The organism is Stieleria neptunia (assembly GCF_007754155.1).
Lineage (GTDB): Bacteria > Planctomycetota > Planctomycetia > Pirellulales > Pirellulaceae > Stieleria > Stieleria neptunia.
Map to the genome: position 1 here is coordinate 9219597 of NZ_CP037423.1, position 16020 is coordinate 9235616.

The following is a 16020-nucleotide window of genomic DNA, read 5'->3' on the forward strand; positions in this document are numbered from 1 at the left end:
TCAGGACCACAATTGGAAATCGCCGGCGGCTTCGAAGGCGTGTTCGTAATGCTCGATCTTGACCGGCAACGATTCGCCCTTGGGCCACCAGATGGCGATCACATCGAAACGGCATGGCGTGCCGAGAAGTTTGCGACGTTTGAGAAATCGCAACGCGGCGCGGGTGATCCGCGCCTGCTTGTTTTCATCGACCCGATCGGCCGGATGGCCCGGGCGGGTCGTCTGCAGCGTTTTGACTTCGACGAAGATCACCGCGCGGGACTTCTTGTCGGCGGCAATCAAATCGATTTCGCCGCCGCGGTCGGATTCACTTTCGGCGACCACCACGAATCCCTTTTGGCGCAGCAACCGCGCGGCGGCTTGCTCGCCCCGACGGCCGATCGGGGCCTCGGGATCGATCCGCCCGAAACGCCACTGGGAATAGCGATCCCAGAGATGCTGGATGAATCGCGGGGGCGTTGGACGTGTCATGGGCAAACACGAGTGGGATAGGCTTCCGGACTGTCGAGCCTGAGATAACAGGCTGGAAGCCTATCCCACGTTCGCTGCTCCCGATTGGTTACAGCGAAAACTCCGCAGTCAGGTTCGTAGGTCAGGCTGTGCCTGACTGCCCGCTGGCATGCACAGCATGCCCTACGGCTGTCGCCATGTTGACGAGCGGCCTAGGATCGGCGGCGTTCTTTCAGACGCACGGCTTTGCCGACTCGGCCACGCAGGAAGTACAGTTTCGCGCGACGCACGACACCGCTCCGCTTGACTTCGACCTTTTCGATGCGGGGGCTGTGCAGCGGGAATTTTCGCTCCACCCCCTCACCGGCGACGATGCGTCGGACGGTGAACATCTCTTTGGACCCGCTGCCGGAGAGGGCGATCACGACTCCGGTGAAGACCTGGATCCGCTCCTTGTTGCCTTCCAGAATTCGCAGGTGAACATCAACGGTGTCACCGATTTCAAACTTCGGCGGGTTCTCTTTGATCGCGGTCTGCTCGACCTTGTCCAGAATGGCTTGGCTCATCGTACTACTCTCTTCGTCTGACTGATCGCCGAAGTCGCCAGACTTCGGGCGTGGAATTCAAGTTCCCGGAAACTGGCGAATCCGGCTGTCTGGTGCTGTCTACTCTTCTTCATCGAGCAAATCCGCTCGACGTTGTTTCGTTCTGATTCGACTTTGCTCGGCCCGCCACGCGGCGATCGCTTCGTGGTTGCCGCCGAGTAAGACCTCGGGAACGTGATGCCCCCGAAAGTCTCGCGGTCGCGTGTACTGCGGAAACTCCAGCAACCGATTTCCGCGGCTGAAGGAATCATCCACATGACTGTTTTGATCACCCAACACGCCGGGCAACAACCGCACGACGCCGTCGATGATCGTCATCGCCGCGACCTCGCCTCCGTTCAAGACGAAATCGCCGACACTGACTTCCTCTGGTTCCAAGATGTCGACCACTCGTTGGTCGAACCCTTCGTAACGTCCGCACAGCAGCATGACTCGGTCGCTGAGTGCCAAGTCCTCTGCCATGCGTTGGTCAAATCGCTCGCCTTGCGGCGTCAGCATGATCTTCCGCGACGGCGTCTCCGCCATCCGCTCGATGTCTTCCACACAAGGCACCGTGACATCGACTTGCAACAGCATGCCCGGGCCTCCGCCGAAGGGCCGATCATCCACTTTTCGGTGCGGCGTGTCGGCGGCCCAGTCACGCAGATCATGTCGGTGGATTTCGACCAGCCCTTTGGCGATCGCTTTTTCCAACAAACTCTGCGTCAGGTAGCCGTCGAAGATCGCCGGGAACAGCGTGACGATGTCAAATCGCACTCGTCTCTCTCCCGCGATCCTGGTTGCCGTCTAAAAGGGAACGAATCAGCCGTCCGGAATCACTCGGCGGTCGCTTCGGCTTCGGCAACCGACTCACCTTCCGCGGCAGCTTCTTCGGCCGGCGCTGCTTCGGCGGCCGGCTCTTCTTTGGCGACCGGCTTGGGTGCTTCGGCGGGTGCCGGCGTGTATTCCTTTCGCTTGCCGAGTCGCTCAAGCGCTTCTTTTTGGGCGTCCAGGTGCGTCCCCTCGGTGCCGTACTTTTTGATCAGCACGGCGACCTTTTCACTCGGCTGCGCGCCGACGCTCAACCAGTGGTCGACGCGATCGCTTTTGAGTTGAACGCGGGCATCGGTTTCGGGGCACATCGGGTCGTAATAGCCCAACTCTTCGATCACCCGACCGTCGCGCGGCGACCGCTGGTCCATCGCGCAAACTCGGAAGAAAGGTCGGTGGGTGCGACCCATCTTTTTCAGACGGATTCGAACTGACATTTCAAACTCACTCCAGGAAAAAACAAATTGTGTTGGTGAACTGCTATCTCTTGTTTCGTCGCTTTTGACGCTTCAACTTGTCACGCTGCTTTCGCAACTTGGCGCGTTCGGCGTTTGACAATCGCTTGCCGGTGCCTTTTTTGACACGCATGCCGTCCAGGCTGCCATTGCCACTGGCCATCGCCCCCTGCAGCTGCTGCATCATCTTTGCCCGATCCATCATCGAGCCGCCGGCCATGCCCTGCATCAACGGTTTCATGATGTCGAACTGCTTGACCAACTGGCTGATCACCGGCGTTTGCACGCCGGCACCCTTGGCAATCCGCGTCCGACGCGAGGCGTCGATGATTTTGGGATTCCGGCGTTCGGCCGCGGTCATGGCATTGATCGCGCCGATCGTTTGCCGAATGCCCCCGGCCGCCTCTTCGCTTTCCAAAGCGTCCTTGAACTGCCCCATGCCGGGCATCAAGCCCATCATGCGGCCCATCAAGCCAGGCTTGCTGACTTTCTCCATCATGTTCTTAAAATCGTCTAACGTGAAGTCGCCGGAAGCCATTTTGGCCTCCAACTCCTCGCGTTCCTTCTCGTCGACGATCCGATGGGCTTCCGCGGCGGCGGCCACGATGTCGCCCATCTGCAAAATTCGGCCGGCCATCCCCTCGGGACGAAACGGCTCCAGTGCGTCAAAATGCTCGCCGGTTCCGATAAATTTGATCGGCACGCCGGTGACGTGCTTGACCGACAACAACGCCCCGCCACGGGCATCGCCGTCCAACTTGGTCATCACGACCCCGTCCAGCTCGAGCGACTTGTTGAACGCGTCGGCACTGTTGACGGCATCCTGGCCGGTCATCCCGTCGACCACCAGGTAGACCTGATCCGGGCTGACCTTTTTGTCGATCCGCGCCAATTCCGCCATCAACTCCTCGTCGATGGCCAGACGCCCGGCGGTGTCCAAAATCACGACCCGCGATCCGTCCGCTTCGGCCTTGGCGACACCGTTCTTGCAGACTTGAACGGGATTTTTGTTGTCCGGCTCGCTGTAGACCGGCACGCCCAATTGCTCGCCGATCACCTTCAATTGTTCGATCGCCGCGGGTCGCTGAAGGTCTGCGGCCACCAACGTCGGCTTGATTTTTTGCTCGATCAACAACTGCGCCAGCTTGCCGCAGGTCGTCGTCTTTCCGCTCCCCTGCAACCCGCACAACATGATGATCGTCGCACCATCTTTCTTCAGATGGATCGACGGATCGACCGGCCCCAAAATCGAAACCAGCTCGTCGTGGACGATGCGAACCAGCTCTTGCTCCGGCCGCAGGCTCAGCAGCACCTTTTTGCCGAGCGCCCGCTCGGTCACGTGCCCCATGAACTCCTGAACCACCTGATAACTGACATCCGCTTCCAGCAGAGACCGCTGAACGATGTCCAACCCCTCGCGCATATTGCCCTCGGTCAGCTTGCCTTTGCCACGCAAGCTCTTAAATGCCGATTGCAATCCGTCTGAAAGGGAATCAAACACGCTGAAACAGGAAAATTTCGAGGAAACAAAGCATCATGCACCCTCCGAAGCACCCAACGGGCGCACCGATAGCGGGCGCGGGAAAGCCCGGCAGTGTACGAGGGGCAGTGCCGTTTTGTAAATGGAGAAAGCCCCTACTTTGCCAGCGGTTTCTCCGGTTCGGCCAACCCGGTGACCGACAACACCCACTCTAGTGGATCATCCGCAGACACCAAACCGGTGTGAGTCAGCGAAAAAGTCTTCCTGCTCGCCGGATTCGGCAAGCCCAACGCACTTTCTACCGTCACCGCACCATCACCCACCCCCTCAAACAGCTCCTCGGCCTGCGTCAGCTTCTCGATGCGGGCGGCATAGGCCGGAGAAACCGCCAGACGCGCGAGTTCACCGGGCAGGCGTGCCGCCAATCGCTCGCGCCGTGACGCGGTCAGAAAACTCTTCGTCCCCGCCGCCAAGTGGAACCGAATCCCCGCCGGTCGGTCCCGCCGATGCAAACGCGCCAAAAACTCGCTCTCCGGATCCAACGCTTCGGCCGCCTCCCCCCGCCCGTCGGCAATCGTGTTGAGCGCCCCCGGAGTCCCGGTGATCAACCGAAACGCCACGTCGAACAACTCCAGCTCGTCGTGAAACGCCGCCAGGGCCGAGCCGCGAAACGGAGTCCCCAGCGTCACCACGTTGGGAACGATTCGCGACGGGAAATCAGGCTCGGTGACCGCCCAAGTCGACACGAGACCGCCGAGTGAATGGGCCACCAAATGGACGCGCACTCCGGGATGCTCCCGCCCGAATTCGATCAACTGCTCGGCCAGCCGATGACCGATTTCGTCCGGGGGCCCGTCGTTGGGGTACTCAAACCGCATCGACGCAATCCCACGCTCGGCCAACGCCTCGGCCGCACGGTCAAACGTGGACTCGCTGCCCTCCAATCCGTGCACGAACACCACAACGTCGCCGGAATCATCGACATCCTCCCGCCCGATCAGCCGCGGCGGCGCCAATTGTTTCATCAGTTCCCACTTGGGCGTCTGCTTCAACTCGATCACCAACTCGCGGTCATTGAGCGTGAACTCGATCTTGCCGACCAGCTCCAAGGCGACCAATCCGATCCGATCTTGATTGCCAAGCTCCCGCCACCGCGGCGCGTCACCGGCTCGCCCGCCCAAGGTGCGGCGCAATTTGGTTTCGTCATAACGCCCGTCGACCAACGCCAACCGAATCGTGGTCGATGCCGGCTGGTCGGGTTGCGGGGTGGGCTGTTGGCAGGACGCCGCGTTCGGCGTGACGGCCAGCACCAGGGCGGCAACCAGCGTCGCCGCAGCACGGACGCGACGGATGCCCAGCCGCGTCGATTGCATCCACAACACGATCCACGACGCCACAAAACACAGCCCGGAGATCAATGCCAGCGCGGCGGCCGACGCCCACTGGAACGAGCGTGCTTGCTCGGGCGGCTCGGTGGTCACCGCGAACGAACGCAACCACTGGTCACCGTAACGGGACAACGTCGCATACGAAAACAGAGACGTGGCCCACAGCGGTCGTTGTTCTTCCACCCAATCGTCCTCCCACTCCTCTTCCCAATCGTCTTCGTCCGCGACGTCCGATTCAGCCGGAAACACCGTCAACGAATCATAGTCGGCCAGCGGCTCGTAGCCGTCGGGATCCGAAATCGCAAACGGCGCGCTAAATAGGATCTGAAACATCATCACGACCGGCAAGATTGCGGTCGCCACCAACGGCGCCCGGCCGGCCAGGGCCGAGATCAATAATCCCAGCATCGTGGCGGCGACCGAGACGCCCAACAACACGACGACGACGCCCGGCAATTGCGTCACCCGCTCGTCCACGAAAAACGAACGCGCCAGCCACCGGTCCCGAATCACGTACAGCAATCCCGCAAAGACCAGGGTTTGCAACAGCCCGGCAAGCGAGAGCACCAGTGACTTGGCCGCCAGCACTTGCCCCCAGGTCAAACCGTAAGAACGTTCGTAGTCGTAAAGTTCCCGATCGCGGGTGATCGACAGATGGCTGCCGCTGGCCGACATCCAAATCACCGACACCACCGCCAAGAACCCCAATCGGTTGATCGGTGCCATCTCGCCATACAACCCATCGGCGACGTCCCGATCGGGATCCGTCGGCACGCTGATCGCGATCGCCACGGCAAACAAGAACGGGACCAACAGCATGCCGATCACGAAGTGCGGGATGCGGATCGGCCCCAGAGCGAGACGCGACAACTTGGGCGAGGTCAGTTTTTGCCGTTCGCGACGAAGCAGAATCGCCATCCGACTTGCAAGCCGGTACAGCGCGGAAGAAACGTCGTCCTCCTCGCCCATCGCCCCCGACTCATCCGCCGCAGGTGCAACGGTGGCGCCACTGTCTTCGACCGCACTGTCTTCGACCGCACCTCCCTCCGGCGTCGGCCGCATCGTGATCACGCGATCAAACGTCTCCAGCACATGGCGGTGGTGGGTGACGGCAACGATGGTCGCACCGCGGACGGCCAACGAGTGCAACAACGCGATCACTTCGCCGGCCGTTTCATGGTCCAACCCACTGTCGGGCTCGTCCAGCACAATCACTCCGGCTCCGGACAACAGCGCGCCGGCGATCCGAAACCGACGCAATTGTCCGCCGCTGAGTTCCGCCGGAAACTTCTCCTTGGCCGACGTCGGCAGCCCCACCGAATCGAGTGCCGCGTCGATCTCAAACGGCAGCAATTCGCGTTGATAAAAACCCGCGATCGCCTGCAACGCATCGCCAATCCTTAAATCCTGGTGCACCAAATCACGCTGCGGCACAAAGAACACACGCCCGCCCGTTTCAACGCCGTCGGCCAATCCGCTGCCGTCGCGAATCGTTTCCAACAACGTCGACTTGCCACAACCACTCGGTCCGACCAACGCCGTCATTTGGCCACGCGAAAGGTGCAGCTTGGTCGCCGTCAGACGGCCTTCGACTTCCGCATCCACGGCCAGATCGAATCCGGCGATCGGCGTGACCGGCGCCAACATGCGTTTGGTCTGGTTGAACTTCCACGCCAGCGGACCGATTTGAACCACCGCGCCGTCGACCAGCTGACACAGATGCGTTGATCGACCATCGACAAACACGCTTGCCTGGTCCGCACAAAGATCGACCAACCAGATCGAATCGGAGTCGCCGGATAAGAAAGCGACATGCCGCTCTTGCAGTTCGCGATGGCGAAACGTTTGGACATCCCATCCATCCATCGCCCGATCGCCGCGGCCCACGATCACCCCGTCATGATCGGCCAACCGAATCAACGCGCCCGCGTTCTGAAATTCAATCGATGACCGAGTCGCGGTCGGTCTATTCTCTTTCGGCGCAACATTCAGCGTCCGGTAGACGGCCATCGGGAACCCGCATCGCGAACAACTCCCCTGCCCTGCCCCGGCGATCTGCCCTGCCCCGGCGATCTGCCCTGCCCCGGCGATCTGCCCTGCCCCGGCGATCTGCCCTGCCCCGGCGATCTGCCCTGCCCCGCCATCGATCCCACAATGCGGACACGCCTCGCCGATCTCGTCCTCCATTTTTTGACCACTCAATGTTTTGACCCACTCTCCCGCCCACTCATTCACCCGTTCACTGTCCCTTGCCCAACAACTTCGCCTCGTACCGAAAATCCGTTTTCACATCGCGTTGCCATTTGGTTCCGAACAACAAGTGGTTCTTGCTCCGCACGTTGGCCTGAATGTCACAGGTCCCGTTGGCCTGCAACACCAGATAATCGTTCTTTCCGTAGAACACGCGCCCCTGAATCCCCCGCACGCGGGCGTCATACTTTTTGGCGTTCTGGTCGAGCGACATCGTCAACTCGCCGCGTTGAATCGCCAACTGGCGACAGGTCTGGCCGTCATAGGTTTCATCACGCAGGTACTTGAGTTTCAGCGAACCGTCGGATTGCCCGCCCTGCTGGTGCACCATCATGCCGCTGGCGTCTTTCGCATCGACGTCCCAAGTATCGCCCACGGGACGATCGACGTTTTCCATCACGTAGTAGTCCAGCAGCGGATCGGCGGCTTCGGCCCAACGTCGAATGTCATCGAGTTTGACGGTCACGGGACCGTCGGTTTGCCGGACGCGTGTTACGCCGAGCCCATTGGACCAGACGACTTCAAACGTGCATCCGGAATACTGTGCGGGGTCCTCGACGAGTTGCGCTTCATCAATCTGCGTCAAACGTTCCACATCAAATCCGCTGACTTCGGCCAACCGCGTCAACGCTCGCTCGTACCTCGGGTCGACCTTGCCATAGGTGATCAGCAACTTGTAGGCGACGTCGGCCGGCGGCAGGGCCGTGCGGGTGACGTCGAGTAATTGTTCCAAGCCGATTTTTAGAATCGGAGAGGCTTCGCTAAAGTCGGCCACGCGCAGCCGTTTCTCACTCGTGATCCGCTGCTGTGACGCCTCCAAGACGTTGATCTCGAAGGTGACGTCACCGAATTGGTTGGACACCACACGGGTCTTGCTGGAATAGCGATTCGTGTAAACCACATTCGTGCGGCCTTCGATGCCCCAGTTTTCATTGACCGCCAACCCGCGAATCCGCAGCACCTTCGACGCCGCCCACGACTTGCCGACCGGGTAGCGACGCAACAATTCACGCGTGTCAATTTTCGCACGCTTGGGCGCCGATGACTTCTCCGCGCCCAACGACAGCCAATCGCCCGGATCGATCGCCGGCGATGACGACGCCGCGGCAAAGGCAATTACGAAACAAAGCAAATAACGCATACGTGTGTTCTCCAAGCAATCTCGGAAGTTAAGCGGGGGTTTCAGGTTTCAGGTTTCAGGTTTCAGGTTTCAGGTTTCAGGTTTCAGGTTTCAGGTTTCAGGTTTCAGGTTTCAGGTTTCAGGTTTCAGGTTTCAGGTTTCAGGTTTCAGGTTTCAGGTTTCAGGTTTCAGGGTTCAGGGTTCAGGGTTCAGGGTTCAGGGTTCAGGGTTCAGGGTTCAGGGTTCAGGGTTCAGGGTTCAGGGTTCAGGGTTCAGGGTTCAGGGTTCAGGGTTCAGGGTTCAGATTTCAGATTTCAGATTTCAGATTTCAGATTTCAGAAGCCTCCCGCCTCATTCTCCACATTTTCCTGTCACCCATTTTCTTGTCTCCTCATCTTGTCTCCTCTTTTCCCACCCCATCATTCTGCCACCCCATCGTCTTGTCCCCATCGTCTTGCCCCCATCATTCATCCCTCCCCATCAATCCAACCCGAACGGCAAATCATCCATCGGGTCCACCACTTTCCGTTTCTCCGCTTCCACCACCGCGACCGACGACGTCTCCAGTTTCACCGGCGGCCCGAAACGGGCGTTGGTCGACAGCAGCACGGCGTAGCCGCTTTCGCTATTTTCCAATCTCAACCCCTTGGCCAATTGCCAGGCCAACAAGGGGCTGTCGAACGTGTGCTCGATCACCGTTTTATCCCAATACGGGATCGAACTATCTTTTTTTAGCCAGTACGACAACGCCTGACCGGCACGGTAGTCATCGATCTGCATGGCAATCGAAGCGTCACCGCCGTCGGTCGATTCCCAGGCCCAATCAACCGATTCAGAATCCGACGGCGTCTCGAATCCGATGACGTGTGCCAGGAACGTATTGCCCTCGTCGGCCTTGACCACGCGGGTCCTGAGATCAAAGGACCGCAGTTCCAGTGCCTCACCGAGCCATTGTCCCAAAAACTCTTTCACCAAACCCGACGGCATCAGATCATGTTGCGTCCTGATTTCATCGACGCTGCGATTGCTGCGTGCCCATTCGGTCCAGCGAGCATGGGCTCGGCCGAGCGATGCGATGCGATCTTGAGCGTCTTGGATGGCATCATCATCCCAAGGTTTATCGACCGCCTGCTGGATCAGTCGTCGCAGTGTTACATTGGCGGTCCGCCATTGTTTCTGACCGGGCAGTTGCTGCAGGCCGATCAATCGATCGCGCCACTGACTGGGTTGGAAATCGACAGACGCCTCGATCGCTTGCTCCAACGACCGACCGGCCAACTCCGTCGTCCAGCGCCCGCGATCATCGGGTCGCACGACCGCCGGTTCCGGGACGGCGACGGCCACGGACTGGGGGACGGCCACGGACTGCGAGTCAGCCACGGGTGGCGCAATCGACGACGGCGTGGCGTTTTCCATGGCTTCGGCCCGTCGCTGCAGCTCGTCGACCTGGCCGGCCAGCATCGCAATCTGGCGATCGTGCCGTGCATTCATGTTGCGATACAGCGTCACACCAACAGCGACCAGGGCCAACAACAAGACGGCGACGGAGACGAACGTCGAGGTGCGATGGCCGGTCGCGGGACGCGTCGTCAGTTTGTCGATCGTGGCATCATCGACTTTGCCCGTCGCCCCCTGGCGGATCAGTGCGATCGCGAGCTTGCGAAGTCGTCGATCGCTGCGAGCGCGTTTCAGGTTCTTGATCAGACTTTCGACGAACTTCCCGTCCTGGCGACTGAGTTCCCAGATTTTGTGCACCGACGCGGACGAGAGCGAGATTTCGGCGAGCACGATTCCCAGCGCGTACCAATCGTCGGCCGGTTGCGGCGGCTTGCCCGATTGCAGTCGAGCGGCGGTCCAGTACATCGATTCGGGGTCACCGTGATGGACGGCATCGGTTTCGATGGCACGCGAGGGATCGATCCACAGCGTGGCGACCGGCTCGGTTTCCGATCCGCGATTGTGAAACGCCGTCGACGTGATCCGGCCGTAGCACAGCCCGGCATCATGCATCGTCTTGAGCGATCGGGCGACGTCGACCCAGGAATCCGCCAACGAACGCTGGGCCGTTTGCGTTAGCCCATCGATCGGCAAGGGTTCGAATTGGCGAAACGCGTGGACCGCGTGACGGTCTTCGGTCGCGGCAGCGGAGATCGGGAGCGAGCACCCCGGCAGCAGCTTGCCCGCGTCAAGCGTCGAGAATTCAGAACGGTTGACGTCGTGGCGAGTCATCTCGGCTCAGGCGTGAAAACAGGGCAATCCGGGCGCAAGCAATGCCGCCCGTCCGGGTAACGCTGTGAAGCATTTTTCCCATGTGTTTCTTGAGGTTTTAGCGGCAGGGCGCGAGCCCTCCGGTTCTTCCTCTCTGCCAAAACACCGGAGGGCTTGCGCCCTGCCGCTAAAAAAATGCTTCACAGCGTAGCCGTCCGGGTACGCAGAGCGACACACAAAGGATAGCACGCCGGAAGCGGTCTATCGGACATCGACCCAATCCATCCCGGCAGCCGCGGCGGCTTGGAATCCGAGCGGAGAATCCTCAAAAACGACACAGTTTTCCGGAGCCACCTGAATTCGTCGCGCCGCCTCCAGAAAAACGTCCGGCTCGGGCTTGTGGCGCTCGGTGTCTTCGGACGTGACGACGACGGGAAACCAATCGTCGATTTGCAGGGCGACCAATTGCTTGGCGACGACGACTCGGCCGCTGCCGCTGGCCACCGCCATCGGTTTTTTCCCCCGAAACGCCGCCGCGATCTGGCAAACCGCGTGCATCGGCCGGACCTGATCGATCAAACCCTGAAAATGCGATTCTTTTTCAGCCGCGACCGCCTCGGCATCCACCCGCAGACCGCGTTCTTTGGCCAACAGGGCGACAATCTTGGCACTCGGCATCCCTCCCATCGAATAGAATCGGTCTTCCTTGAATTCGATCCCGTGCCGCATCAGCGTGTCGCGCCAAGCGACATAATGGACCGGCATCGAGTCGGCCAGCGTGCCGTCGCAGTCAAAAATCAAGCCTTCGTATCGTTCAAAATCGTTCGCGTTCATCGCCAAAGAATCGCACAAGACGCAGCGTTCCGGAACCCGACCCCCGCTTTTCTCCATGAACCAGCCCCCGCAAATCACTCCAAAGGTGTCGGCTTCGCCCCCACCGATCAAAGACGCCTTGCAGAGCGACAAGACAGGCAGCGAGAACATTGCGTTTTGCGACTCGATCTTTGCCAAGGCGTTCAAAGCGGGCGCGTCGGACATTCACTTCGAACCGTTCGAGCAAGCGTTCCGCGTCCGCATGCGAGTCGACGGCGTGCTGTCCCAGATCGCAGCCGGCCCCGCCGCCGAATACCCCCAACTCTCCTCACGCGTCAAAGTCCTGTCAGAACTGGACATCGCCGAACGGCGACGGCCCCAGGAAGGCCGATTGAAATTGGTCATCGATAATCGCAGCATCGACTATCGGGTGTCGTCGGTCCCCACCCGATTTGGCGAAAAAATCGTCTTGCGGATCGTCGACGCCACCGGGCTGAAAGCCGACCTGACCAAGCTGGGCATGAACCCCAAAGAAGCCCAGTTGATGGCCCAGGCGACGGGCCAACAGTACGGCATGTGCCTGGTCACCGGACCGACCGGCAGCGGAAAAACCACGACGCTCTACTCGGCGCTCAATCGCCTGAACCAGATGGACCGCAACATCTCGACGATCGAAGACCCGGTCGAATTTGACGTGTTCGGCATCACCCAGATCAACGTCAAACGCGAACTGAACATGGACTTCGCCCAAGTCCTGCGGTTGCTGTTGCGGCAAGACCCGGATGTGATTCTGGTCGGCGAAATCCGTGACACCGAAACCGCCAAGACGTCGTTTCAAGCGGCGATGACCGGCCACATGGTGCTGTCGACGCTGCACACCAACGACACCGTTTCGGCCATCGCACGTCTGCGTGACATGGAAATCGAACCGTTCTTGATCACCGCCGGCTTGAACGTCATCGTCGCACAGCGGCTGGTGCGACGGATTTGCCAACACTGCAAAGCCCCCGTCACGATCTCTGCCGCCCAACTCAAATCGCTCGGCATCAGCGAAGAACAAGCCGCCAAGGCGAGCTTCCATCGCGGACGGGGCTGCGTCAAATGCAACGGATCAGGCTGTCGCGGTCGTGTCGCCATCTTTGAAATGCTGACACTGTCCTCGAAACTTCGCGACATGATCTTTGAAAATGCATCGGTCGAAGCACTCCGCAAACAAGCGATCAAGGAAGGCATGCGAACGCTGCGCGTCAGTGCGCTCAGCAAAGCCTTTCAAGGCATGATCACGCTGGAAGAAGCCGCCCTATTCTCCGGCCGGACCTAGTGATCATGTTCTTCAAACTGAGCGCGCCGCACGTTTCGATTCGCGAATACATGTACGAAGGCAACGTGATCACGATGCCGATCGTGTTGCTGATCGCGGTGATTGTCAAACTGTTGCGGATCCCGATCCCCGGCTCCACCGACATCCCGGCCGTCGAATCGCTGCAACCGTTTCGCGTGCCGGCGGAAAAGGTCGACCCGGAGATCCTCAAAGCGATCACGGATTTGGACCTGCAAGTCCACGAACTGGGATTCACCCGCATCGATCTGATCGGTATCAACGACCGACAAAACAACACGCGTTACGGAGGTGCGGCCTACCGCTCGGCCGACGGCGACTCGGTCGCCTGGATCCGCTATCGACTCTGGCCCAACCTGGAACGGCGCAATAAGTATGCACGCCTGGCGTTGACTTCACTCGGCCCGGCCGGCGAAATCATCCTGACGACCGCCGCGACACGCGACCTGCTCGATCCGCCCGACTGGCACGTCGAATACCATCCCAAAGTCGACGCGAATCAGCTGCGTGATCTGCACCAGCAACACGTCCGCCGCGTGCTGGGAAGCGCCCGGCCGATGATCGCCGGCGACACCGAATCCGCCTTCGATTTACTCGAACACACGCATCGCGAATTCGTCGAATTCCAACTCGATCGCGGCGTGTTCGTTCGAGCGACGCCCAGCAGCACGACGCCCAGCAGCGTGACGCCCCACGCCGTGTCTTCTGACATGGCCGCCACGACGATTGCGAGCTCCGCCGAAGACGATGTGGTGGTCGCCGAGTTGGTCGAGGAAGCCGAACGCGTCGAGGAGTTTGTCGACGGCGACGACGCGGCCGTACAAACGCCCCCTGTCGATGAAACGCTGCCGATCATTGAAGCGGTCCGCAAACAGGAAACGAAGCAATCCGGCTGGCTCACCAAACTGTTGATCTTGGCCGTTTCGATCGGATTGTTTATCGGACTCGGTGCCTGGCAATGGGAACTGGAACTCGTGTTGATCTTGGTCCCGATCCTGCTGGTGCACGAACTGGGACATTACGTGGCGATGAAAGCGTTCGGATACAAGAACATCCACATGTTCTTCATTCCGTTGTTGGGCGCCGCAGTCAGTGGTCGTCACTATCGCGTCAGCGGTTGGAAAAAGTCGATCGTCGCCTTGGCCGGTCCGCTCCCGAGCATCGTGTTGGGCTTGGTGCTCGGCGGCGTCGGTTTTTGGTTCGAAAACGAATGGTGCGCCAAGGGTGCGGTGATCACGTTGATTCTGAATGTGTTGAACCTGGCACCGTTTCTGCCCCTCGACGGCGGCCAAGTCGCCCACGTGACGCTGTTCTCTCGTTCCAAAGTCATCGATCTGCTGTTCCGGATCGGCACCATCACGATCTTGATGCTGGTCGCATGGTTGCTGGAGGCCAAGCTGCTGTTCGGGATCGGAATCGCGATGGCACTCGGTTTGCCGACGGTTTGGCGGACGATGACGGTCACCGAATCGATTCGCCGACGTGACCTGCCCGAGCCCGACAACGACCGGATGCCCGAGGAAGCGATCCGCGTGATCGCCGATGAGATCCAGCGCGCCAACCTGCCGACCCAAAGCACCTCGACGCTCGCCAAGTTGACGCTGTCGGTTTACGAAAACGTGATCGCCCGGCCCCCGAGTTGGCCGGCGACCGTGGGGATCTGGGCGTTGTATTTCGCAGGCCTGTTCGTCGGTGTGATCGGCATGTTCGCGATCACGTTGGCCACCGTCGGCGGCGGAATGTTCGACGACTTTCCCGAGTTCGAAACGCACTACGAACGCGTCGAAACCGAAGACGGGCAGTTTCGGCTCGGCAAACCGAACGCGGACCCCAAGAAAACGAAACTCGACTTGCTGGCTTGGCGGTTCGCCGACGTCGACACGGCCACACTGGCCTATGACGAACTGGTCGAAACAACCGATGACTCCGTCGCGCGACTCGGCGACTTCGTTTTCACCAGCACGGTGGTCGACTCGGCAGAAGTGGAAGTCATCGATGGCGACTTCGGCGAGGACTTCGAAACGTTTGCCGAAAACGATCCACGACTCGACCTGCTGCGGGGCGCCCGCTGGCGACGGTCGTTCTTCGGAACACAACCGCAATTGATCGTCGTCGTCTCCGCCGAACAGGCGAACGACCTGATCCGGGCGACCGAAAGCATCCCCTACAACATCGGAGACTCCGTGGCGATCGCACCCTGGACGCCCAAGATCCAGGCGACCGAAGCTCAACGACAACTGCAGGCCAAACTCCTCGTCCTGCAAGGCAAATCCGATCCGCTGCCGTGGGAACACGCTCCGCCGCCCGACCGGGATGACTCCACAGACGAAGACGAAACGATGGGCTTTCGCAACCAGATGCGGCAGTCCGCCGAACGCTTTGAACAGATCCAACGGAATCGTCTCGACTGGATCGGCGAGCAAGCTGAATCCAGCGAGGGAACGACACGCCAACTCTACAACGCGTTCCTGGACTTCGAATCCGAGTCCACAGCATGGCGACAAGACGAACGTCCCTACGAGCAAAAGGGACCGCCGCCGACGCTGCCGGACTACCTCATGCCGCTCCTGCCCGAACTCGGGTACCTGCACCCCAACCATCCGCTCCGCGCGACCAGCGTCAACGTCGACGCGTACCAATGGACCCCGGACGCCGCAGACACCGCGTTCGCCGAGACCTTTCCCCTGGAACAGGACGGCCGATCACGCGTCTACCTGCAACTCACCCCCACCCGCGACGCCGCCGCCGCTTACGCCACCGTCCACGCCTGGCTGAAAAACCAAGGCATCGAAACCGTTGTCTGGAGCTACGAGACGGTGGTGGAGTGAGTGGCAGCTCGTGAGGTTCCAGGTTCCAGGTTCCAGGTTCCAGGTTCCAGGTTCCAGGTTCCAGGTTCCAGGTTCCAGGTTCCAGGTTTGAGGTTTGAGGTTTGAGGTTTGAGGTTTGAGGTTCCAGGTTCCAGGTTCCAGGTTCCAGGTTTGAGATTGGAGATTGGAGCCGCCACCCGCCTCATGCTCCACATTTTCCTGTCACCCATTTTCTTGTCTGCTCTTTCCCCACGGCCATTTTTCTTCCCCCCCTTTTTCCTGCCATCTCCCGCCC

The 16020-nt window shown here is 60.2% G+C and carries 11 protein-coding genes; 2 read left to right on the forward strand and 9 right to left on the reverse strand.

The window, feature by feature from the left end:
* The 9 genes from Enr13x_RS32220 to Enr13x_RS32265 form a co-directional block, all read right to left on the reverse strand.
* Positions 1-471: a YraN family protein gene (locus Enr13x_RS32220; protein WP_145391001.1), complete on the reverse strand. Its 471-nt coding sequence runs from the start codon at positions 469-471 to the stop codon at positions 1-3.
* A gap of 191 nt (positions 472-662) precedes the next feature.
* On the reverse strand, positions 663-1016 hold the full coding sequence (rplS, locus tag Enr13x_RS32225; protein ID WP_145391002.1) for a 50S ribosomal protein L19: 354 nt from the start codon (positions 1014-1016) through the stop codon (positions 663-665).
* A 99-nt stretch (positions 1017-1115) separates the two neighbouring features.
* The gene (gene trmD, locus Enr13x_RS32230) at positions 1116-1811 is read right to left on the reverse strand and encodes a tRNA (guanosine(37)-N1)-methyltransferase TrmD (RefSeq protein WP_145391003.1); all 696 of its coding nucleotides are present in this window, start codon (positions 1809-1811) and stop codon (positions 1116-1118) included.
* A gap of 59 nt (positions 1812-1870) precedes the next feature.
* Positions 1871-2236, reverse strand: coding sequence for a 30S ribosomal protein S16 (rpsP, locus tag Enr13x_RS39505; protein WP_390621121.1), 366 nt, complete (start codon positions 2234-2236; stop codon positions 1871-1873).
* A 109-nt stretch (positions 2237-2345) separates the two neighbouring features.
* Entirely contained in the window at positions 2346-3821 is a 1476-nt protein-coding gene (ffh, locus tag Enr13x_RS32240) for a signal recognition particle protein (protein ID WP_145391005.1), read from the reverse strand.
* A gap of 134 nt (positions 3822-3955) precedes the next feature.
* The gene (locus tag Enr13x_RS32245; RefSeq protein WP_197455514.1) at positions 3956-7390 is read right to left on the reverse strand and encodes an alpha/beta fold hydrolase; all 3435 of its coding nucleotides are present in this window, start codon (positions 7388-7390) and stop codon (positions 3956-3958) included.
* A gap of 37 nt (positions 7391-7427) precedes the next feature.
* Entirely contained in the window at positions 7428-8579 is a 1152-nt protein-coding gene (locus Enr13x_RS32255) for a hypothetical protein (RefSeq protein WP_145391008.1), read from the reverse strand.
* Between the two features lie 459 nt (positions 8580-9038).
* Positions 9039-10787 (reverse strand): hypothetical protein, encoded by a 1749-nt coding sequence (locus Enr13x_RS32260; protein ID WP_145391009.1) that lies wholly within the window; start codon positions 10785-10787, stop codon positions 9039-9041.
* Between the two features lie 240 nt (positions 10788-11027).
* Positions 11028-11600 (reverse strand): HAD family hydrolase, encoded by a 573-nt coding sequence (locus Enr13x_RS32265; protein WP_145391010.1) that lies wholly within the window; start codon positions 11598-11600, stop codon positions 11028-11030.
* Positions 11601-11655: 55 nt separating this feature from the next.
* On the opposite strand from Enr13x_RS32265, the gene Enr13x_RS32270 reads away from it, so the two are divergent.
* Positions 11656-12900: a GspE/PulE family protein gene (locus tag Enr13x_RS32270; RefSeq protein ID WP_145391011.1), complete on the forward strand. Its 1245-nt coding sequence runs from the start codon at positions 11656-11658 to the stop codon at positions 12898-12900.
* Positions 12901-12905: 5 nt separating this feature from the next.
* Entirely contained in the window at positions 12906-15746 is a 2841-nt protein-coding gene (locus Enr13x_RS32275) for a site-2 protease family protein (RefSeq protein ID WP_145391012.1), read from the forward strand.
* Positions 15747-16020 lie beyond the last annotated feature (274 nt).

Bases quoted from the DNA above. Each gene is read 5' to 3' on its own strand.
- Enr13x_RS32220 (WP_145391001.1), bottom strand. From the start codon at position 471: ATGACACGTCCAACGCCCCCGCGATTCATCCAGCATCTCTGGGATCGC.
- Enr13x_RS32260 (WP_145391009.1), bottom strand. From the start codon at position 10,787: ATGACTCGCCACGACGTCAACCGTTCTGAATTCTCGACGCTTGACGCG.
- rpsP (WP_390621121.1), bottom strand. From the start codon at position 2,236: ATGGACCAGCGGTCGCCGCGCGACGGTCGGGTGATCGAAGAGTTGGGC.
- Enr13x_RS32270 (WP_145391011.1), top strand. From the start codon at position 11,656: ATGAACCAGCCCCCGCAAATCACTCCAAAGGTGTCGGCTTCGCCCCCA.
- Enr13x_RS32255 (WP_145391008.1), bottom strand. From the start codon at position 8,579: ATGCGTTATTTGCTTTGTTTCGTAATTGCCTTTGCCGCGGCGTCGTCA.
- rplS (WP_145391002.1), bottom strand. From the start codon at position 1,016: ATGAGCCAAGCCATTCTGGACAAGGTCGAGCAGACCGCGATCAAAGAG.
- Enr13x_RS32275 (WP_145391012.1), top strand. From the start codon at position 12,906: ATGTTCTTCAAACTGAGCGCGCCGCACGTTTCGATTCGCGAATACATG.
- Enr13x_RS32265 (WP_145391010.1), bottom strand. From the start codon at position 11,600: ATGAACGCGAACGATTTTGAACGATACGAAGGCTTGATTTTTGACTGC.